This window comes from Pseudomonas orientalis (assembly GCF_002934065.1).
Taxonomy (GTDB): Bacteria; Pseudomonadota; Gammaproteobacteria; order Pseudomonadales; family Pseudomonadaceae; genus Aquipseudomonas; species Aquipseudomonas orientalis_A.
On record NZ_CP018049.1, the window covers coordinates 1851153 to 1870509 of the forward strand.

Here is a 19357-nt window from a genome sequence, read left to right on the forward strand (position 1 = left end):
GCTCAGCGGGCCTCGGTCACGGTGAAGTGTTGCCGGGCGCCCGCCACCAGAATCTCCACCTCATCATCGATGCACTTGCCCAGCAGGCTCTTGCCCAACGGAGCGCGTGGGGTGATGACGGTGACGGGTTGACCGACCACATCGACCTTCAACCCCGCCGCGTCCGGCGCCAGGAACAGCCATTGCTGGCGACCGTCCTCGTCTTCCAGTCCGACCAGGGTGCCGAGTTCTATCCCGCGCTGGTCATCGTAGGCACGCAGCTGCAGGTTCTGGCACAGCACCAGCGATTGCCTGATTTGCTCGACTCGCCTGGCTTGTCCGGTCGCCAGGTACGAAGCCTCCAGGCCGAGGGTGTCGTATTTGTTCTCGGCGATGTTTTCTTCGTGGGTCGCCGTCTCGTAAGCGGTCTGCGCGGCGCGTTGGAGGACATCGAGGTCAACTGTCAGCTTTTCCAGAATCAATTGAAGGACGGCGTGTTTATTCATGGCTGTGCTTGATCATTCGCAGAATTGCAGGACATTTGCCCTGCTCTTTTCGTTCGGAGCGTTCTGGTCCTGTTGCAGCCAGAACTGGCATTTGGGGTTGGACAAATTGCGCGCATTGTTTCGCGCCTGGTCCAGGGCTTGTTGCTGCTCCTGCTTTTGCAGGTTCTGCTGGAACTGCTCGAACATGCGATTGGGCGGCTCCGGTGCAGCACCCGCCGGTGTGCCCAGTTGTTGAACCGCCTGGGCCACCGGCGCCAGGCTCTGCGGGAACAGGTAGCGCGATGCCAGCCAGGTGGTCAGCGCGATGGCGATAAACCCCAGCCACACGCCTGCGGCAATGGCGATGCACAGTTTGAACAGCGACATCGGACGGTCAGACATGGGGCCTCCTGGCTAGCATTGATGGCAAGTTGGCGATTGTCGCACAGCCGCTGCACAGAATAATCGCGATCAAGCCTTCTGCATCGGCGCATTTATGCGGACAATCGAGCCTTTGAGCACTGGAGCCCGGAATGAAAGCCCGCTGGGATATTTTTTGCAGTGTCGTCGATAACTACGGCGACATTGGCGTGACCTGGCGACTGGCCCGGCAATTGGTAGCGGAGCATACGTGCGATGTGTGCCTGTGGGTCGATGACCTGCGCGCCTTCGAGCGCATGTGCCCGCAGATCGATGTCAGCCTGGAGCAGCAGTGGCAAGAGGGCGTCGATGTGCGCCACTGGTCGTGCGAATGGGCGCCAACCCCTGCGGCCGATGTGGTGGTTGCCGCGTTCGCTTGCCAACTGCCGGCTGACTATATGGAAGCCATGGCCGCGCGCGCACGCACGCCGTTGTGGATGAACCTGGATTACCTCAGTGCCGAGGACTGGGTGGTGGGCTGTCACCGCCTGCCGTCGGTGAAGTTCAAGGGCGTGCAGAAGTACTTCTTCTTTCCTGGCTTTCGCCCAGGCACTGGCGGGCTGTTGCGTGAAGCAGGGTTGCTGCAGCAGCGTCAGGCTTTTCAGCAGGACACCCATGCGCAGCGCCAATTCCTGCAAACCCTGGGCGTGTTTCCAGTGGCCGATGCGCGGCTGATCTCGCTGTTCGCCTACGAAAACGCCGGGCTGGGCAGTTGGCTGGACGTGTTGTCGACAGACGCACGTGCCACTCATCTGTTGGTGCCGGAAGGGCGCATCCTGGTCGATGTGCAACGCTGGCTGGGCGAGGAGGGGCTGACGGCGGGGGCGATTCATCAACGCGGGGCCTTGACCGTGCAGGTGCTGCCGTTCGTGCGCCAGGCGCAGTACGACCAATTGTTGTGGTGCTGTGAGCTGAATGCCGTGCGTGGCGAGGATTCGTTCGTGCGCGCCCAGTGGGCCGGGCGCCCGTTGCTGTGGCACATCTATCGTCAGGACGAAGACATCCACCTGGACAAGCTCGATGCCTTTCTCGAACTGTACACCGCAGCCTTGTCGCCGGCGGCCAAGGCCGCACTGGTTACACTCTGGCAAGCCTGGAACACCGAGGGCGATATGGCCCAGCCGTGGAAAATGCTGCTGGAACACTGGCCGGAACTCAACAGGCATGCGCAAACCTGGTGTCTGGAACAGGCCTTGCAGGCCGATCTTGCGACGGCGCTGGTACAGTTTTATGAAAGTTGGATATGATACGCCACCTTGATTTTTGTAAATCCCATCCAAATTTCGGATATATGCAATGAAAACTGGTAAAGAACTGAAACCCGGTACAGTGATCCGTCTCGAAAACGACCCTTGGCTGGTTCAGAAAGCTGAGTTCACCAAGTCCGGTCGTAACAGCGCCATCATGAAGACCAAGCTGAAGAACCTGCTGACCGGTTACAAGACCGAGATCGTCTACAGCGCCGATGACAAACTGGACGACGTGATCCTCGACCGCAAGGAAGCGACCCTGTCCTTCATCAGCGGCGACACCTACACGTTCATGGACACTACCGACTACACCATGTACGAGCTGAACGCTGAAGATATCGAAGCCGTTCTGCCGTTCATCGAAGAAGGCATGGAAGACGTCTGCGAAGCCATTTTCTTCGAAGAGCGCCTGGTCTCCGTAGAGCTGCCGACCACTATCGTGCGTAAAGTTGCCTACACCGAAGGTTCCGCTCGCGGTGACACTTCCGGCAAGGTGATGAAGCCTGCCAAGCTGAGCAACGGTACCGAACTGCAAGTCGCCGATTTCATCGAAATCGACGACCTGATCGAGATCGACACCCGCGAAGGTGGTTCGTACAAAGGTCGCGCCAAGAAGTAATTCCTGCGCCGCGCTACGAACTGAAAAGCCCGACCATGCGTCGGGCTTTTTTGTTCGTGCAGTGTTTACTTCAGGTGTTGCTTGAGTTCATCCGACGCTTGCAGCAAGGCAGAACGTACAGCGGGCACCTGGCTGACCACGTTGAGCAAGCCGTAGTCGTGGATCATGCCGTTGTAGCGTACGGCAGTCACCGGCACACCGGCCTGATCCAGTTTACGGGCGTAGGCTTCACCCTCGTCACGCAGGACATCGGCACCGGCGGTTTGCACCATCGCGGGGGGCAGCCCCTTGAGTTGATCGGTGGTTGCCCGCAGTGGCGAGGCGTAGATCTCGGCACGCTGGTTGGCGTCAGTGGTGTAATTGTCCCAGAACCACTTCATCATGTTTCTGGTGAGGAAGTGCCCCTCGGCGTACTGGTTGTAGGAGCCCGTGTCGAAGTTGGCATCGGTCACCGGCCACAGCAGCAGCTGGAACTTGATCGCCGGCGTGCCCTTGTCCTTTGCCATCAGACTGACCACCGCTGCCATGTTGCCGCCGACGCTGTTGCCCGCGACTGCCAGGCGCTTGCCATCGACGTTGATTTCCTTGCCGTGCTCCGCCACCCACTTTGTTGCGCCATACGCCTGGTTGATCGCCACCGGGTAATGCGCTTCCGGTGATGGGGTGTAGTTGACGAAAACCGCCACGGCTCCCGAACCCACCACCAGGTCTCGCACCAGGCGTTCATGGGTCGGGTAATCCCCCAGCACCCAGCCGCCGCCGTGGAAGAACATGAACACCGGCAACGTGCCCTTGACCCCGGCCGGACGCACAATGGTCAGGTCCAGCGGCTGGCCGTCGACCTGAATGGTCTTCTGGCTCACATCCGCCCTGGGCAGGCTCAACTTCACTCCGGCCTGCGCACCGGTCAGCACCGCGCGGGCTTGCTGGGGCGTCAATTGCTCCATCGGCTTGCCGGTGCCGGCGTTCAGCGCATCCAGGAAGCCCTGGGTGCTGTGCTCCACATCACCGCTGGCGGCGAAGGCTGTGCTGACGGAAAGGGCGAGCAGGCTACCGGTGAGTGCTTTGGCAAGTGGGTTCATGTTCTTCTCCAATCAGGGCTGTGGTGGTTAAACGGTTACGTGCAGACGCACGTCGACGTTGCCGCGCGTGGCGTTGGAGTACGGGCAGACCTGATGGGCGGCGTCGACCAGCGTTTGCGCATCGTCCTGGGCCAGGCCTGGCAGGCTGATGTGCAGGTCGATGTCCAGGCCGAAACCGCCGGGGATCTGGCCGATGCCAACGTGGGCGGTGATCGAGGCGTCATCCGGGATTTTGCGTTTGGCCTGGCCGGCGACGAATTTCAGGGCGCCGATAAAGCAGGCCGAATAGCCGGCCGCGAATAGCTGTTCAGGGTTGGTGGCCTGGCCGCCAGCGCCGCCCAATTCCTTGGGCGTGGAGAGTTTGACGTCGAGGATGTTGTCACTGGAGACAGCGCGACCATCACGGCCGCCGGTGGCGGTGGCTACTGCGGTATAGAGCGTTTGCATGGTGTCGTCCTCTTGTTTTAGCACTAAATATTTGTGCGCTAAGTAGTTGGTGAAGCGAATGTATAGCGCTAATGTTTAGTGCGCAAGATAAATTCACAAATATTTTCAGGCGCCGGGAAAACAATGTGGGAGGGGGCAAATCCTAATGCCAGTCAGTTAAGGCTTTTTTTGTAGGAGCGAGCTTGCTCGCGAAAACCTCACAGGCACCGCGTTTATTCAGGAAGCACGCGTTATCGTTAACGTTTTTCGCGAGCAAGCTCGCTCCTACAGGATTTGCCCCCTCCCACAGGTTCAGTATTTTGCTTCTTTAGATTGCGCTCTGCAGGTTGCTGCGCAAAGCAATCAAATCCGCCTGCAGTTTGCGTAACTGCTCCAGTTCCATCCCGCTGGCGCCCAGGATGCACTGCGGGATCCCCATGGCCTTGTCCTGCAGCGCACGCCCGGCAGCAGTCAGTTCCACCACCACCACGCGCTCATCTTCGCGGCTGCGGGTGCGGCTCAACAGGCCTTCGGCTTCCAGGCGCTTGAGCAGGGGTGTCAGGGACCCGGGGTCGGTGAGCAGGCGAGTGCTGATTTCACCCACGGTCAAACCGTCTTCTTCCCACAGCACCATCATGGCCAGGTACTGCGGATAGGTCAGGCCGAGAGCCTGAAGGAGGGGCTTGTATACCTTGGTCATCAACAGCGAGGTGGAGTGCAACGCGAAACAAAGCTGGTTATCCAGCATCAAGGATTCGCAAGGATTGGGATTTTTGCTCATGGCGGTGCCTCGAAAAGCCTGTATGAGCGGGAATCTAGCGGGCAAATCTTTGATGCGCCAGATAATTCTGCCCCGATGGTCAGACCAGGCCGCTTTGCAGTGCCAGATCCCAAGGTGGCACAGGGCTGAAACGGGATTTCAGGTATTCCAGCAGCAGCCTGCTGCGTGCATTGGGTTGTTGTTCCAGGCGTAGCGCGTAGATGCCGGTGGTTTCCGGGCTGGGCAAACCGGTTTCACAAAACAACGGCAACAGCTCGCCACGCACCAGGTATTCACTGGCCAGCCAAGTGGGCAGGTGTGCAATACCCAACCCCGCCAAGGCTCCGCAGAGCAGAGCCTCGGCATTGTTTGCACTCATGCGGATACGACGCGGGCGATAGATGGCGCGGCGCCCGTCCAGTTCGAAGCGCCAGGCGAACATCGGCGCCAACCCGTCCCAGTCCAGGCCGTCGTGTTCGCTCAATTCCCGCGGGTGCGTTGGCGTGCCTCGGCTTTTCAGGTAAGCCGGGCTGGCGCAGGCAATGCGCACGATACTGGCGAGCGGCGTGGCGATCAACCGGGTGTCGGCAATATGCCCGGCGCGCAGCACCAGGTCGACCTTGCCCAGGTGCGCGCCCTGCATATCGACAAAGCTGTCGATCAAATGCAGGTGCACATCCAGCCCCGGGTACACCTGCAGGAAATCCGCAATCACGGGCGCCAGGTGCCGCCGCCCGAACGCCGCCGGTGCGTCCACGCGGATCATGCCTTCCGGCGCATGGCTCAGGGACACGGCTTCGGCGCGCGCCAGTTGCAACTCTCCGACAATCCGTCGCGCCCGCTCGGCAAACGCCAAGCCGGCCGGGGTGGCGACCACCGCATGGGTGCTGCGCTGGAACAGACGACTGCCGACAGCGTTTTCCAAGCTGTCGATACGTCGCGCCACCGCCGAGGGGGTCAACGGATGGCGGCGCGCTGCGGCGGAAAAGCTGCCGCTTTCCAGCACATCCAGAAACAGACTCAGTTGGTCGGTCAGCGTATTGGGATTCATCGTTCCATGCTTGTGCGAAGTTGGCACAGCCATTGTGCGTTGCTGTGCGTTTCCGCGCCATAGCCGACTGCGTAGCATGCAGGGATGGGATTTGTGGAGTAGCGAGCGGTGTTGGATTTAGCGATGTACCTGGTATTGGGCGCGGCCCTTGGCACAGTAGGCGGCTTGTTTGGCATTGGCGGCGGGCTGATCGCCATCCCCGTGCTGGGTGTACTGTTCGGTCTCGATCAGCAGATCGCCCAAGGCACGGCGCTGGTGATGGTGGTCCCGAACGTGATGCTGGCCCTGTGGCGGTATCACCAGCGCAACCGCATAGAGCTGCGCCACGCTTTGCCATTAGGCGTGATGGGATTCAGCTTCGCCTGGCTGGGTTCGATCTGGGCGGTCGGCCTGGATGCCGGGGCGATGCGGATCGGGTTTATCGTCTTTTTGGTGGTGCTGGCGGCCTACAATCTGGTGCGCATGTTTACCCGTAACGCACCGCCGACCGCGCAAATGCGTTATTCCTGGCCGTGGCTGGGCGTACTCGGCGCAGCGTCAGGCGCCATGGGCGGATTGTTCGGTGTCGGTGGTGCGGTGGTGGCCACGCCGGTGCTGACCAGCGTGTTCGGCACCAGCCAGGTGATCGCCCAAGGCTTGTCCCTGGCGCTGGCGCTGCCCAGTACCGGCGTGACCCTGGTCACTTACGCCTGGCATCACGAAGTTGACTGGTTGATTGGCGTGCCGTTGGCGGTGGGCGGCCTGCTCAGCATCAGTTGGGGCGTGAAAGTCGCTCATGCGCTGCCCGAGCGTGTATTGCGGGGGTTGTTCTGTGGCTTTCTGGCGGTGTGCGCGGTGATGCTGACGTTTAAAGTCTGAACCCTTCAAGAATGTATTCGGCCAGACATTCGGTAATGGGCGACGTCATTTGCGGGTTGCGCAGCAAGCGCAGATTCATCGACGGCAAGGGCGGAAAGCCTTCGTCGCTGCCGAGCACGCGCAGGTCCTGGGACACCAGGCTTTCCATGCTCACCATCGCCGCCAGGCCGGCACTGACCACCGCCAGGATCGCCGCGCCATTGGAGCTGTGATAGGCCAGGCGATAACCCCGCCCGGCCATGTCCAGCGCTGTCTGGGCCCACTGCGTGTAGAGGCAGTCGCCGCCGGAAACCGCCAGCGGCAGGGCCTCGTGGTCGTCCACGCAAAAACACGGCGCGGCGGCCCACACCATGCGTTCCGTGCGCAGGAATTCCCCCAGATCGTTGCCGGGCTCGCGGCTGATAACGGTCAATGCCAGGTCGCGTCGCTGCATCAGTACCGATGATGACTCGCAGTGCAGCTCAATCTGGATCAGCGGGTAGGCCTTGGAAAACTGTTTGAGAATGCCCGGCAGGAAGCGCATCACATAGTCGTCCGGCGTACCGATGCGCACCAACCCCACCATATGCGGCTCGCGCAGGGTGTTGAACACCTCGCTGTGCAATTTCAGAATGCGCCGTGCATAACCCAACAACACCTGGCCCTCTGGCGTGAGGCGCACCTGACGGCCGTCGCGTTCGAACAGCTTGCGCTGCAGCACGTCCTCTTCCAGGCGTTTCATTTGCATGCTCACCGCTGATTGTGTGCGGTTGACCAGCTCTCCGGCTCGGGTAAAACCGCCCTGATCGGCGATGGCGACGAAGGTGCGCAGCACTTCTGTGTCGATGCTCGGGTAACTCGACAATTGATCAATCTCCGAGATGTATTACATAAGAAACATTCGTTGGATTGATCATAGGCCCAGGCACACACTCGCGTCATCCACACTGGAGGGCGAGAAGATGAAAGGTCAAAAAGATCGTGGGTGGGTGGCAAGGTCGCCGTTGTCCGGGCTTGTGCATACCCTTTCGCGTTGGCAGGCGTTGCATCGCGAACGCTGGATGCTGGCCGGCATGAGTGATGATGCGCTCAAGGATATCGGGCTCAACCGTATCGACGTGGAGCAGGAGCTCCACCGGCATTTCTGGGAAGACCCGCTGCGCAAGTGACCCCGGATGCAGTAGGGTAGGTGCGAGCATTCAAGGAGTCATCCATGCCCGCCGTCCTCTCCTTTTCCCTCAAGCAGGCACGCCGTATGGCGCTGGCGGCCCAGGGCTTTTCCGGGCGCCAGCCGCCGGCGCAGATAAAAGCAGCACATCTCAACCGCTTGATCGAACGCCTTGGCGTGCTGCAGATCGACTCAGTCAATGCGGTGGTGCGTTCCCATTACCTGCCGCTGTTTTCTCGACTGGGCAATTATTCCGCCTCGATGCTCGAACAGGCCGCCTGGAGCCAGGGGCGGCGGCGTTCGCTGTTCGAATACTGGGGACACGAGGCCTCGCTGCTGCCCATGGCGATGTACCCATTGATGCGCTGGCGCATGGAGCGGGCCAGACAGGGGCGGGGGATTTATGCGCAAATGGCTCGGTTCGGACGTGAGCGGCAAGACACTGTCCGGCGCGTGCTGCAGGCCGTCGAGCAGCAGGGCGCGTTGGGCGCGGGCAGCTTGTCGACCCGTGCCGAGCGCGCCGGGCCCTGGTGGGATTGGAGTGACGAGAAGCATGCGCTGGAATGGCTGTTCGCAGCCGGTCTGGTGACCGTGGCGGGGCGGCGAGGGTTTGAGCGTCTGTACGATTTGCCGGAGCGAGTTATCCCCGGCGAGATCCTGCAAACCTTCGTGAGCGAAGCCGATGCCCAGCGTGGCTTGTTGCTGCACAGCGCCAGCGCACTGGGCGTGGCCACTGAAAAAGATCTGCGCGATTACTTTCGCCTCGATCCCGTCGACAGTCGCCAGCGCCTGGCCGAGTTGGTCGAGGAGGGGCAATTGCTGAGTTGCCAGGTGCAGGGCTGGAAGCAGTCGGCGTATTGCCTGCCCGAGCCGAAAGTACCACGCAGCGTGCCGGCCAGCGCATTGCTGTCGCCCTTTGATTCGTTGATCTGGGAGCGTGCCCGTACCGAACGCCTGTTCGATTTCCGTTACCGGCTGGAAATCTATACCCCACAACACAAGCGGGTGTACGGCTACTACGTGCTGCCGTTTTTGCACTGCGAGCGGATCGCTGCGCGCGTTGATGTGCGTGCCGAACGGGCCAACAACTGCCTGGCGGTGCATGCTGTGCACGAGGAAGAGCAGGGCCTGGATGAGCCGGGCATGTTGGCGTTGGCGCTGAACCTGCGGCAGATGGCCGATTGGCTGGGGCTGCAACAGATCAAGCTCAATTGCCAGCGGGCCAGTGCCGCACGGTTACGCGAGGCGATGCTCAGGATCGATGCTGGGCTTTAGGGCGCCATCGGGGGCAAGCCCCCTCCCACCTGTTGAGCGCGGTCCCTGTGGGAGGGGGCTTGCCCCCGATTGGCGTCAGTCCAGGCGACAACAACCTGGAACCTAACGCTTGACCTGTTTCAAGGTTTCGGCAATCAGAAACGCCAGCTCCAGCGACTGATCGGCGTTCATCCGCGGGTCGCAGTGAGTGTGATAGCGGTCCGACAAGCCGTCCTCGGTGATCGGCCGTGCGCCGCCGATGCATTCGGTGACGTTCTGCCCGGTCATCTCGATATGAATGCCGCCGGCATAGCTGCCTTCAGCCTGGTGCACCTGGAAGAACTCCTTCACTTCGCCAAGGATCTGCGCAAAGTCGCGGGTCTTGTAACCGCTGCTGGCCTTGATGGTATTGCCATGCATCGGATCGGAGCTCCACAGTACCTGCTTGCCTTCGCGCTGCACGGCGCGAATCAGCCCGGGCAGGTGGTCGCCAACCTTATTGGCGCCCATGCGTGCGATCAGGTTCAAGCGGCCAGGATCGTTATTCGGGTTGAGAATATCGATCAGGCGGATCAGGTCGTCGGGGTTCATGCTCGGGCCGACCTTGACCCCGATCGGGTTGTTCACCCCGCGCAGGAATTCGACATGGGCCCCATCCAACTGCCGGGTACGGTCGCCAATCCAGAGCATATGGGCCGAGCAGGCGTAGTAGTCGTTGGTCAGGCTGTCGCGACGCACAAAGGCTTCTTCATAGTTGAGCAGCAACGCTTCGTGCGCGGTGAAGAAGCTGGTCTCGCGCAGTTGCGGCGAATCGTCCATGCCGCAGGCGCGCATGAAGGCCAGGGTTTCGTCGATGCGGTCGGCCAGTTGGCTGTACTTCTCGGCCAACGCGGAGTTGGCGATAAAGTCCAGGTTCCACTTGTGCACCTGGTGCAGGTCGGCGAAGCCCCCCTGGGCAAAGGCCCGCAGCAGGTTGAGGGTGGCGGTGGACTGGTGGTAGCTCTGCAACAGGCGGTCCGGGTCCGGTACGCGGCTCTTTTCGTCGAAGCCGATGCCATTGACGATATCGCCGCGGTAGGCGGGCAGGGTGATGCCGTCGATGGTTTCATCGTTGGACGAGCGCGGCTTGGCGAACTGGCCGGCCATGCGTCCGACCTTGACCACCGGGCAGCCGGCGGCGAAGGTCATCACAATTGCCATCTGCAGCAGCACCTTGAAGGTGTCGCGGATTTTCGCGGCGGAGAACTCGGCAAAGCTCTCGGCGCAGTCACCGCCTTGCAGCAGGAAGGCGCGACCCTGGGTCACTTCGGCAAACTGACGACGCAATTCGCGGGCTTCCCCGGCAAATACCAGCGGCGGGTAACTGGCCAGGCTCTGCTCCACTTGCAGCAGGTGCGCAGCATTCGGGTAAAGGGGTTGTTGCTGGATCGGCAGGGCACGCCAGCTGTCGTGGCTCCAGGGTTGGCTCATCATGAACTCGTTAGTTAGGTTGAGGTTCGGACGTCAATGTTAGCAGCAATTAGTGCGTGACCTGCTGGCGTCGCTTGGCTGACAATCGCGCACTTTGTCCTGCAGCAAACCCGTTAGGAGTAGTGATGAGCGAGGAGCGTGTCGAGCGCCTGCTGGCCGAAGTCCATGATGATTTCGGCATGATCCGTGTGCTGGAAGTGGCCGATTACCGTTTTCTCGAATTTGGCGACGCCATCGAGCAGAGTTGCGTGTTCACCGCCGACCCGAGCTGGCTGGAGTACGACTACACCCGCGCCATGTTGATCGGGGCGTTGTGCCATGAGCAGCCGGAAAGTGCGCTGTTCCTTGGCCTGGGCGCTGGCACCTTGACCCAGGCCTGCCTCAGGTTCCTGACGCTTGACGATGTTGAGGCCATCGAGCTGCGCCCCGACGTACCGCGCCTGGCGATGGAGTATCTGGGGCTGGACGATGACCCACGCCTGTATATCCGTATCGGCGATGCCCTGCAATTGCTCGACAGCGCTGAACCGGCCGATCTGATCTTCGTCGACTTGTACACCGATGTGGGGCCGGGCGTCGGCCACCTGGCCTGGACGTTCCTCGAGAACTGCCAGAAGAAGCTCAACCCGGGCGGCTGGCTGGTGATCAACCAGTGGGCCACCGATGACGGCAAGCCGCTGGGCGCAGCGTTGTTGCGCGGGTTGTATCACCGGCATTACTGGGAACTGCCGGTGAAGGAGGGCAATGTGATTCTGCTGGTGCCTTCGGAGCTGGATCAGGAGTTGGACCTGGAGGCGCTGGTGGTCCGTGCAGAAGCTTTGGCGCCGCGTCTGGGGTATTCGTTGCAGGCGTTGATCAAGGCGATTCGGCCGGCTACTTAATCGTCTGTGCCGGCCTCATCGGGGGCAAGTCGAATCGTCGCACTGGCCCTGCCACATTTTGATTTGTGAATACATTCAAGTGTGGGAGGGGGCTTGCCCCCGATGGCGGCCTCCGGGCTGGCCGGGATGTTGGATTGGGTTGAGTACATATCCGTTTCTGCGGTAACGGCTGCTATGGGTTCCGCTTTTACAGCGGCTCACTTTTGAAAAGCGCAAAAGTAAGCAAAACGCTCTTGCCCCACCACTCGGCACCTCGCCCAGGCTCGGTGTGCCCGAACGCAGGCTTGAATCCGTGGGCCGCCACCACGCGCCATCCATGGCGCGGGGCGGCTAACCCGGCGTCCTGCCGGGTTGCCCACGGATTCAAGCCTGCGTTCGGCCAGCGTGGTTTAACGGGGCGCCTGAGATCAAAAGCAGATCAAGATCAAGAGCGACTCGCTTCGCATCGTGGTTACCGGCGACTCGCTGCGCATCGTGGTTAGGGTTGGGCGCTGCAGAGTTGTGTAGATGCCTATGGCCCATTAGGCCGGTATTGCCAAGTCAAATACCCTTGAACACCCCCGGGCGCTTCTCGATCATCGCCCGTGCGCCTTCCTTGGCATCCTCGCTGTTGAGCAATTTATCCACCATCGGCGGCAATGCGGCCGCCGCGACGGTCTCACCTTCCCTGTGTGCCAGTCGCGCCGACATCAGCGTTGCCTGCACCCCAAGCGGCGCCTGGCGTGCGATGCGATTGGCCAACTCGATGGCGCGCGGCAGCAAGTCTTCGCTGGCCATCACTTCCTGCACCAGGCCCAGACGCAGGGCTTCATGGGCGTCAAATTCATCGCCGGTCAGCAACCAGCGCATTGCATTGCCCCAGCCGGCGATCTGATGAAAGCGTAATGTCGCGCCGCCGAACGGAAATATCCCACGCTGAACTTCCATCTGCGCGAAGCGAGTGTTGCTGGCGCACAGGTTGATATCCGCCGCCAGCATCAGTTCGATGCCGATGGTCAGGCAGTAGCCGTGGACGGCAACGATCACCGGCTTATTGACCCTGGGGCCGGCGAACACGCCCCAGGGATCGCAGCCGCCCAGGGGCGGTTGCCAGCCGCCGGCCATTACGCCGCTGACATTGGCCAGGTCGAGCCCTGCGGTGAAGTGATCGCCATGGGCAAACACCACGGCGACGCGCGCGTCATCGTTTCGATCAAAATCGCCATAGGCCATGCTCAGTTCGTTGAGCAAATCCAGGTCGAAAGCATTTCGCTTGGCCACTCGATCCAGTCCCAACAGCAGGACATGACCCTGGAGTTCACGGCTGACGCGGCTGGTGCTGGCTTGATTCATCGGGTGTGCCCTCGGGCGCGGGTAAGGTTTCAGACCAAAGGGCCGGTCTGGATAGGTGAACCGTTTAAGCGTGATGACCCACTGGGCCGGGCTTCTGAAAAATAGACCCTGGCGCGCTTATCTGCAAAGGCTGTGACACAGCACGGTTTCTCAGCGCTTCACGATAAAAAAAGCTCCCTTTTTCAGCTATTTCCGGTATAGTGCGCGCCGGCCTTTAACCGGGCCGCGTTTAGGTAGCGCAATTCCCCGAAGTCAGCTTCGGCTGCACGTCCGCACAGCGGACTCTTCCTTGACGAATCTTTTTCATTCATTCGTTTTCGCAAATCCCCGCCGACAAAGCAGCCAGGGCGACTCTTGAGTCTCAACACGGCATGCGCAGCTTTGGAGCATGGGTCTTTGCGGATGCACTTAGAGGCAGACCCATGACCCAGGAAACCGGCGGCTTCGCCGCTTTTAATCTTAACCCGAACATTCTCGCCGCTGTCATCGCGACTGGCTACGAAGAACCTTCGGCTATTCAGCAGCAATCGATCCCGATCATCATGGCCGGCCAGGACATGATTGGCCAGGCGCAAACCGGTACCGGTAAAACCGCCGCGTTCGCCTTGCCTATTTTGCATTGCATCGATCCTGCCAAGCGCGAACCGCAAGCCCTGATCCTGGCGCCAACCCGTGAGTTGGCGCTGCAAGTAGCAACCGCTTTCGAAACCTACGCCAAGCAAATGCCAGGTGTAACCGTTGTGGCCGTTTACGGCGGCGCGCCCATGGGCCCACAACTGAAAGCCATCCGTAACGGCGCACAGATCGTTGTCGCCACCCCGGGCCGTCTGTGCGACCACCTGCGTCGTGACGAGAAAGTCCTGTCGACCGTGAACCACCTGGTTCTCGACGAAGCCGACGAAATGTTGAAACTGGGCTTCATGGATGACTTGGAAGTCATCTTCAAGGCGCTGCCACCGACCCGTCAGACCGTGCTGTTCTCGGCCACCCTGCCGCAGTCGATCCGTGCCATCGCCGAACGCCACCTGCGCGATCCGCAACACGTGAAGATCCAGACCAAGACCCAGACCGTTACTGCGATCGAACAGGCTCACCTGTTGGTTCACGCTGACCAGAAGACCTCGGCTGTATTGAGCCTGTTGGAAGTCGAAGACTTCGATGCGCTGATCATGTTCGTGCGCACCAAGCAAGCCACCCTTGACCTGGCCAGCGCCCTGGAAGCCAAAGGCTACAAGGCCGCTGCGCTCAACGGTGACATCGCCCAGAACCAGCGTGAGCGCGTGATCGATTCCCTCAAGGATGGCCGTCTGGACATCGTTGTGGCGACCGACGTTGCCGCTCGTGGCCTTGACGTTCCACGTATCACCCACGTGTTCAACGTTGACATGCCTTACGATCCGGAATCCTACGTTCACCGTATCGGCCGTACCGGCCGTGCCGGTCGCGAAGGCCGTGCACTGCTGCTGGTGACTCCGCGTGAGCGCCGCATGCTGCAAGTGATCGAGCGTGTAACCGGTCAGAAAGTTGCCGAAGTGCGCCTGCCGGACGCCCAGGCCGTTCTCGATGCGCGCATCAAGAAACTGACCAACAGCCTGGCGCCACTGGTGGCTGACGCTGAATCGACCCACGGCGACCTGCTGGACCGCCTGACCGCCGATATCGGTTGCACTCCGCGTGCCCTCGCTGCAGCGTTGCTGCGCAAAGCCACCAACGGTCAGGCCCTGACCCTGGCGGCCATCGAGAAAGAACGCCCACTGGTACCGAACAACGCGCCACGCGGTGATCGTCCAGAGCGTACCGGCGATCGTCCGGACCGTGGCGATCGTGAGCGTCGTGCTCCGGTTCCATTGGCCGAAGGTCGTGCTCGTTGCCGTACCGCGCTGGGCGCGCGTGACGGTATCGCGGCCAAGAACCTGCTGGGCGCTATCCTCAACGAGGGTGGCCTGGCACGTGAAGCCATCGGTCGCATCCAGGTCCGTGATAGCTTCTCCCTGGTGGAGCTGCCGGAAGATGGTCTGGAAAAACTGCTGGCCAAGTTGAAAGACACTCGCGTTGCCGGTAAGCAGTTGAAGCTGCGTCGCTACCGCGAAGATTGATCCGCCCCTTGGGCTGATTGATCGCACATAAAAAATCCCCGACTGGTTCGGGGATTTTTTTGTTTAAAATTTAGTAACAGTGACTTGGATGTTCAACGAGTTGCAAGGCGTAAATGTCTGAATAAAATCAGGCAAGTTTTTGCGCACTCTTCGGAAAAAGCTTATACGCATCAAATAGACGGGAGAAGTACTTTTTGCTCTTACTGGCAAAAAGAGAGTGTGGAAATGAGAATACAAAATAATCAGCTGGCACAAAGTTATGAGTCCATGAGCAGGCTGGAGGCGGGCGCCATGAATAATGAAGGAAGCCTTTATGAGGTTTCCCCGAATAAAAAATCACACCCGATGCAGAGAACATTGGATCAGCTCAATATCAATATAAATCTTAATGACCGTTCGTCGCAGCGTTCTCAGGGAGAGCGTACGGTGTTCGCTCACAAAACCGCTGAAGGTTATAATTTAAACACCGGCTTATTCATAAATGATACTGCTCAAGGTGATCGATATGGAGAGTTCAGGTTTTATTCGGGTGTAGGGACTAAGAAGTATCAAGCACCCGACTGCAATGTCTTGAGTTTTGATAAGGAAAGTCTTGCGAAGCTGAAAGATACTTATCGCCAAGTTGAGGGTGTCACAAAATTCCTGCATGATTTTCTTAATCTGACACCGTGTAAAGATAGTGCTGGTTATCAGCTATCCCCACAAAGATTCGAATATTTTAATCCTCTGGACAAGGCGTCAAATGGCTTTTTGATATTTCCCAACCTGCCCTATATTGATATGAAGGAGTATTCTGAAAATGAAAAGACCCTCAAGGATAAAAAAGGCGGCGTTACCTTAGGTGCGTGGGCGATTCATCCTAACCAGCAAATGCCGCTGGTAGATAAAATGACGGGCGAGGCAGGGGCCAACGCTCATCAACTCAGGGGTGATTATAAGAGTAACTCAAGAACACTGGATCACATCGAGGAGGGTACCGGTGTTAAATACCTGTCCTCCATTCTGGATTTAAATAAAAGCGATCTGCCAATGCTGGAAAAGCTGAGGGGCGATTCTTTACATCATCTTTCTGAGGTTTATGACGTCGATGCTCGGAAAGATAAGGTGAAAATGTTTTTCCATTTCCCGGTTGCAGAAAAAACAGCCACGTTACATCTTCATGTTTGGGCGAATAAAGCGGATCACCCCCTTAACAATGCTCGTTCATTTGAGCTTGATGATGTGATTAATACCCTTTCGAGTGGGCGTAATATCGAAGATCTGATTCTTCAGCGTAACGACGGTAAGTACTATGTGCCGACGTCCGACACAATTGGTTCAATAGAGGGGATTCCCAATGGCGGAGCGAGGAAGAATCCTCATATCATGTCTTTCTCTTCTTCGCCTGATCTTACAAATCTACGCCGTATGACGCTCGAAGCCACTGGCTAACCCAAAGTACGGCCGAGACTTTGACCAGTGTATTGACAGATAGCTTGTCGGGTGGATGTCAAGGACAGTGAGCGTGATTGGCTCAACAGTGAGTTGGGCGCGCTGGTCATATGATTCACCACTGTTTTTAGTATGCGGACAAACCAGTCCAGATAGTTGCTCGCGAGCAATTGACTTGCGATGAGTTAATCAAATCGATAAATATCCATTCCTAACGCTCCCATCGTAAAACCCTGATGCGTGACGCTGAATAACTTTCCGGCGCCTTGTGCAAAGAACAATGGCAGAAGATGTTCATCGCTGGGATGGCTACGCACCGCATGGGGAGCCTCGCGACGATAGTCTTGCAAGGTGGTTTCATCGTTGATCTCCAGCTTTTCCACTATCCAATTACGGAATTCCTGCGCCCAGGGCTCAATGCTCTCAGGTCCTGCATGCCAGTCCAGTTCGCCCAGGTTATGAGTGATGCTGCCGGAGCCAATCAACAACACACCTTGTTCACGCAACCCGCCGAGAGCACGTCCAACCCTGCTCTGCAGGGCTGGGCCCATGCGGCTGGGCAGCGACACTTGCACCACCGGGATATCCGCCGCCGGGTACATCAGCGACAGGGGCACCCAGGTGCCATGGTCGAAGGGGCGGCGCTCATCGATGTGCGCACCCAGGCCATCGGCATGCAGCAATTCGACGATTTCAGCCGCCAGTCGTGGGTCGCCCGGCGCGGGATACTGCACGGCAAACAGCTCGCGAGGGAAACCCCCGAAGTCATGCCAGGTCTCGGGCGCGCTGGCGCCACTGACCAGCAACTCCTGGCTTTCCCAATGCGCCGATACCACCACAATCGCCTTCGGGCGCGGCAGCTCGGCGGCCAGGCGTTGCAACGCCGGGCCGCTCGCGCCGGGTTGCAGGGCGAGCATGGGGGAACCGTGCGAGATAAACAGGCTGGGGAGCATAATAGGAGTCCTGAGGGTTAACATAGGCCCATCTTCAGTCAGATCATCAATCAAAATCTAATATAAGTTTTAGTGCTTTTTGATCGAATTTTCGAGGTGATTTATGCAGCCTGAGTTTTGGCAGGAGCGTTGGGCCCGCAACCAGATTGGCTTTCATTTGCCCGAGGTCAACCCCTATCTGCAGCGGCATTGGCCGCAGTTGGGGCTGGTGGATGGGGCCAAGGTGCTGGTGCCGTTGTGTGGCAAAAGCCTGGATCTGGTATGGCTGGCCAGTCAGGGCTGCCACGTGATGGGGGTGGAACTGTCGGAGCAGGCGGTGGAGGCGTTTTTCAACGAGCAGGGGCTGGCGCCGCAGATCAGCCGAAGGGGCGACTTCAAGGTGTACCAGACGGGCTTGATCGAGGTGTGGTGTGGCGATTTCTTCGCGCTCGACGCACATGCAGTCGCTGGTTGCAGCGCCCTGTATGACCGCGCAGCGTTGATCGCGTTGCCGCCGTTGATGCGCGCCCAATACGCCGAGCGCCTCACTGCCTTGCTGGGTCGTGGTTGCCAGGGCCTGCTGGTTACGCTCGATTACGACCAGGTGCAAAAGGCCGGGCCGCCTTTTGCCGTCAGCGATGCTGAAGTGCGCGTATTGCTGGGCGAGCACTGGGCATTGGACAAGCTCGAAGAGCAGGACATTCTGGGCGAAAGCTGGAAGTTTGTTCAGGACGGTGTCACCCGCCTTGACGAGCGGGTTTACCGGTTGACCAGGGTCTGAATCACGCCCGCAAAAAAAAGGGGCGATTCAATCGCCCCTTTTGTCTTGCCCGATGCTGTCAGCCACGACGACGCAATGCGTCAATCCGCTCTTCCAGAGGTGGGTGGCTCATGAACATGCGCGCCAGGCCTTGCTTGATGCCACCGTTGATACCAAAGGCGGTCAGGCTGTCCGGCATATGCACCGGCAGGCCTTGTTCGGAGCGCAGGCGCTGCAGTGCGCCGATCATCGCGCTGGTGCCCGCCAGGCGTGCGCCGGCTTCGTCTGCGCGGAACTCACGTTTACGCGAGAACCACATCACGATGGCGCTGGCCAGGAAACCCAGCACCAGCTCGGCGAATATGGTTGCCACGAAGTAGGCAATACCGCGGCCTTCTTCGTTCTTGAAGATCACCTTGTCGACGAAGTTGCCGATGATCCGTGCGAAGAACATCACGAAGGTGTTCACCACGCCCTGTACCAGCGCGAGGGTGACCATGTCGCCATTGGCCACGTGGCCGATCTCGTGGGCCAGCACTGCTTTGACTTCGTCCGGCGAGAAACGCTCCAGCAGGCCCTGGCTGACGGCGACCAGTGCGTCGTTCTTGTTCCAGCCGGTGGCAAAGGCGTTGGCCTCGTAAGCAGGGAAAATCCCCACCTCGGGCATTTTGATGCCTGCTTCTTGAGACAACTGCTCCACGGTTTGCATCAGCCATTGTTCATGGCGAGTGCGTGGTTGAGTGATGATCTGGGTGCTGGTGCTCATTTTCGCCATCCACTTGGAGATGAACAGCGAGAACAGCGAACCGGCAAAACCAAAGACCGCACAGAAAATCAGCAGCTGATTGAGGTTCAGATCAACCCCGTTGGCCGCCATGAACCCATTAAAGCCAAAAAGGCTCAGGGTGACGCTGGCAATCAGTACGACTGCCAGGTTAGTGGCCAAGAACAGCAGGATGCGCATCATGGTTGTAGAATTCTCCTCATGCTTAATATGTCGCTTACTGCGGGGTATATAAGGTGCGGCCTGGGGTGATTCAACCGGGCGACTATTTCAAACTGTGTCCTACAGCGAAAATGTAGCGCGTTGAAGGGATTTTCCCACATCCAATCCTCTGCCGATT

General features: G+C 59.2%; 20 protein-coding genes. 9 read left to right on the forward strand and 11 right to left on the reverse strand.

The window, feature by feature from the left end:
- Positions 1-2: 2 nt before the first annotated feature.
- Together BOP93_RS08380 and BOP93_RS08385 are read right to left on the reverse strand one after the other, a co-directional pair.
- Positions 3-485 carry a GreA/GreB family elongation factor gene (locus tag BOP93_RS08380; RefSeq protein ID WP_104502242.1) on the reverse strand — a complete coding sequence of 161 codons (483 nt, stop codon included), beginning with the start codon at positions 483-485 and terminating at the stop codon, positions 3-5.
- A 12-nt stretch (positions 486-497) separates the two neighbouring features.
- Entirely contained in the window at positions 498-866 is a 369-nt protein-coding gene (locus tag BOP93_RS08385; protein ID WP_104502243.1) for a hypothetical protein, read from the reverse strand.
- Positions 867-997: 131 nt separating this feature from the next.
- Between BOP93_RS08385 and earP the strand changes: the two genes are divergently transcribed.
- Entirely contained in the window at positions 998-2131 is a 1134-nt protein-coding gene (earP, locus tag BOP93_RS08390; RefSeq protein ID WP_104502244.1) for an elongation factor P maturation arginine rhamnosyltransferase EarP, read from the forward strand.
- A gap of 49 nt (positions 2132-2180) precedes the next feature.
- On the forward strand, positions 2181-2753 hold the full coding sequence (locus tag BOP93_RS08395) for an elongation factor P (RefSeq protein WP_003172723.1): 573 nt from the start codon (positions 2181-2183) through the stop codon (positions 2751-2753).
- A 65-nt stretch (positions 2754-2818) separates the two neighbouring features.
- Here the strand turns inward: BOP93_RS08395 and BOP93_RS08400 are convergent, their stop codons facing one another.
- The 4 genes from BOP93_RS08400 to BOP93_RS08415 form a co-directional block, all read right to left on the reverse strand.
- A complete protein-coding gene (locus tag BOP93_RS08400) occupies positions 2819-3835 on the reverse strand; it encodes an alpha/beta hydrolase (protein ID WP_104502245.1) in 1017 nt (338 codons plus the stop codon).
- Between the two features lie 27 nt (positions 3836-3862).
- A complete protein-coding gene (locus tag BOP93_RS08405) occupies positions 3863-4282 on the reverse strand; it encodes an organic hydroperoxide resistance protein (protein WP_104502246.1) in 420 nt (139 codons plus the stop codon).
- 307 nt (positions 4283-4589) lie between these two features.
- Positions 4590-5042 (reverse strand): MarR family winged helix-turn-helix transcriptional regulator, encoded by a 453-nt coding sequence (locus BOP93_RS08410; protein WP_104502247.1) that lies wholly within the window; start codon positions 5040-5042, stop codon positions 4590-4592.
- 79 nt (positions 5043-5121) lie between these two features.
- The gene (locus BOP93_RS08415) at positions 5122-6072 is read right to left on the reverse strand and encodes a LysR family transcriptional regulator (protein WP_104502248.1); all 951 of its coding nucleotides are present in this window, start codon (positions 6070-6072) and stop codon (positions 5122-5124) included.
- 108 nt (positions 6073-6180) lie between these two features.
- Here BOP93_RS08415 and BOP93_RS08420 point away from each other — a divergent pair, with 108 nt between their 5' ends.
- The gene (locus BOP93_RS08420; RefSeq protein ID WP_104502249.1) at positions 6181-6930 is read left to right on the forward strand and encodes a sulfite exporter TauE/SafE family protein; all 750 of its coding nucleotides are present in this window, start codon (positions 6181-6183) and stop codon (positions 6928-6930) included.
- On the opposite strand, the gene BOP93_RS08425 is transcribed toward BOP93_RS08420, so the two are convergent.
- A complete protein-coding gene (locus BOP93_RS08425; RefSeq protein WP_104502250.1) occupies positions 6920-7774 on the reverse strand; it encodes a LysR family transcriptional regulator in 855 nt (284 codons plus the stop codon). The two genes, BOP93_RS08420 and BOP93_RS08425, sit on opposite strands and share 11 nt — an antisense overlap.
- Before the next feature lie 97 nt (positions 7775-7871).
- Here BOP93_RS08425 and BOP93_RS08430 point away from each other — a divergent pair, with 97 nt between their 5' ends.
- Positions 7872-8078 carry a DUF1127 domain-containing protein gene (locus BOP93_RS08430; RefSeq protein ID WP_237140403.1) on the forward strand — a complete coding sequence of 69 codons (207 nt, stop codon included), beginning with the start codon at positions 7872-7874 and terminating at the stop codon, positions 8076-8078.
- A 44-nt stretch (positions 8079-8122) separates the two neighbouring features.
- Positions 8123-9352 carry a winged helix-turn-helix domain-containing protein gene (locus BOP93_RS08435; RefSeq protein WP_104502252.1) on the forward strand — a complete coding sequence of 410 codons (1230 nt, stop codon included), beginning with the start codon at positions 8123-8125 and terminating at the stop codon, positions 9350-9352.
- Between the two features lie 102 nt (positions 9353-9454).
- On the opposite strand, the gene BOP93_RS08440 is transcribed toward BOP93_RS08435, so the two are convergent.
- Complete coding sequence (locus BOP93_RS08440; protein ID WP_104502253.1) at positions 9455-10801, reverse strand: class II 3-deoxy-7-phosphoheptulonate synthase; 1347 nt, start codon at positions 10799-10801, stop codon at positions 9455-9457.
- 125 nt (positions 10802-10926) lie between these two features.
- Between BOP93_RS08440 and BOP93_RS08445 the strand changes: the two genes are divergently transcribed.
- Positions 10927-11682, forward strand: coding sequence for a spermidine synthase (locus BOP93_RS08445; protein WP_065894705.1), 756 nt, complete (start codon positions 10927-10929; stop codon positions 11680-11682).
- 540 nt (positions 11683-12222) lie between these two features.
- Here BOP93_RS08445 and BOP93_RS08455 read toward each other — a convergent pair.
- Positions 12223-13014 carry a crotonase/enoyl-CoA hydratase family protein gene (locus BOP93_RS08455; protein WP_104502254.1) on the reverse strand — a complete coding sequence of 264 codons (792 nt, stop codon included), beginning with the start codon at positions 13012-13014 and terminating at the stop codon, positions 12223-12225.
- A 422-nt stretch (positions 13015-13436) separates the two neighbouring features.
- Here BOP93_RS08455 and BOP93_RS08460 point away from each other — a divergent pair, with 422 nt between their 5' ends.
- A complete protein-coding gene (locus tag BOP93_RS08460) occupies positions 13437-15110 on the forward strand; it encodes a DEAD/DEAH box helicase (protein ID WP_065885148.1) in 1674 nt (557 codons plus the stop codon).
- A 225-nt stretch (positions 15111-15335) separates the two neighbouring features.
- Positions 15336-16541 carry a hypothetical protein gene (locus BOP93_RS08465; protein WP_104502255.1) on the forward strand — a complete coding sequence of 402 codons (1206 nt, stop codon included), beginning with the start codon at positions 15336-15338 and terminating at the stop codon, positions 16539-16541.
- Positions 16542-16726: 185 nt separating this feature from the next.
- Here BOP93_RS08465 and BOP93_RS08470 read toward each other — a convergent pair whose 3' ends face one another.
- The gene (locus BOP93_RS08470) at positions 16727-17494 is read right to left on the reverse strand and encodes a DODA-type extradiol aromatic ring-opening family dioxygenase (protein WP_104502256.1); all 768 of its coding nucleotides are present in this window, start codon (positions 17492-17494) and stop codon (positions 16727-16729) included.
- 103 nt (positions 17495-17597) lie between these two features.
- Here BOP93_RS08470 and BOP93_RS08475 point away from each other — a divergent pair, with 103 nt between their 5' ends.
- The gene (locus tag BOP93_RS08475) at positions 17598-18254 is read left to right on the forward strand and encodes a thiopurine S-methyltransferase (RefSeq protein WP_104502257.1); all 657 of its coding nucleotides are present in this window, start codon (positions 17598-17600) and stop codon (positions 18252-18254) included.
- A 58-nt stretch (positions 18255-18312) separates the two neighbouring features.
- Here the strand turns inward: BOP93_RS08475 and htpX are convergent, their stop codons facing one another.
- Positions 18313-19200, reverse strand: a complete 888-nt coding sequence (gene htpX / locus BOP93_RS08480) for a protease HtpX (protein WP_065885152.1) — start codon at positions 19198-19200, stop codon at positions 18313-18315.
- Between the last annotated feature and the right edge of the window lie 157 nt (positions 19201-19357).

Bases quoted from the DNA above. Each gene is read 5' to 3' on its own strand.
- BOP93_RS08385 (WP_104502243.1), bottom strand. From the start codon at position 866: ATGTCTGACCGTCCGATGTCGCTGTTCAAACTGTGCATCGCCATTGCC.
- BOP93_RS08465 (WP_104502255.1), top strand. From the start codon at position 15,336: ATGAGAATACAAAATAATCAGCTGGCACAAAGTTATGAGTCCATGAGC.
- BOP93_RS08460 (WP_065885148.1), top strand. From the start codon at position 13,437: ATGACCCAGGAAACCGGCGGCTTCGCCGCTTTTAATCTTAACCCGAAC.
- BOP93_RS08410 (WP_104502247.1), bottom strand. From the start codon at position 5,042: ATGAGCAAAAATCCCAATCCTTGCGAATCCTTGATGCTGGATAACCAG.
- BOP93_RS08435 (WP_104502252.1), top strand. From the start codon at position 8,123: ATGCCCGCCGTCCTCTCCTTTTCCCTCAAGCAGGCACGCCGTATGGCG.
- BOP93_RS08430 (WP_237140403.1), top strand. From the start codon at position 7,872: ATGAAAGGTCAAAAAGATCGTGGGTGGGTGGCAAGGTCGCCGTTGTCC.
- BOP93_RS08400 (WP_104502245.1), bottom strand. From the start codon at position 3,835: ATGAACCCACTTGCCAAAGCACTCACCGGTAGCCTGCTCGCCCTTTCC.
- BOP93_RS08475 (WP_104502257.1), top strand. From the start codon at position 17,598: ATGCAGCCTGAGTTTTGGCAGGAGCGTTGGGCCCGCAACCAGATTGGC.
- BOP93_RS08380 (WP_104502242.1), bottom strand. From the start codon at position 485: ATGAATAAACACGCCGTCCTTCAATTGATTCTGGAAAAGCTGACAGTT.
- BOP93_RS08415 (WP_104502248.1), bottom strand. From the start codon at position 6,072: ATGAATCCCAATACGCTGACCGACCAACTGAGTCTGTTTCTGGATGTG.
- earP (WP_104502244.1), top strand. From the start codon at position 998: ATGAAAGCCCGCTGGGATATTTTTTGCAGTGTCGTCGATAACTACGGC.
- BOP93_RS08405 (WP_104502246.1), bottom strand. From the start codon at position 4,282: ATGCAAACGCTCTATACCGCAGTAGCCACCGCCACCGGCGGCCGTGAT.
- BOP93_RS08470 (WP_104502256.1), bottom strand. From the start codon at position 17,494: ATGCTCCCCAGCCTGTTTATCTCGCACGGTTCCCCCATGCTCGCCCTG.
- BOP93_RS08455 (WP_104502254.1), bottom strand. From the start codon at position 13,014: ATGAATCAAGCCAGCACCAGCCGCGTCAGCCGTGAACTCCAGGGTCAT.
- BOP93_RS08445 (WP_065894705.1), top strand. From the start codon at position 10,927: ATGAGCGAGGAGCGTGTCGAGCGCCTGCTGGCCGAAGTCCATGATGAT.
- BOP93_RS08395 (WP_003172723.1), top strand. From the start codon at position 2,181: ATGAAAACTGGTAAAGAACTGAAACCCGGTACAGTGATCCGTCTCGAA.
- htpX (WP_065885152.1), bottom strand. From the start codon at position 19,200: ATGATGCGCATCCTGCTGTTCTTGGCCACTAACCTGGCAGTCGTACTG.
- BOP93_RS08440 (WP_104502253.1), bottom strand. From the start codon at position 10,801: ATGAGCCAACCCTGGAGCCACGACAGCTGGCGTGCCCTGCCGATCCAG.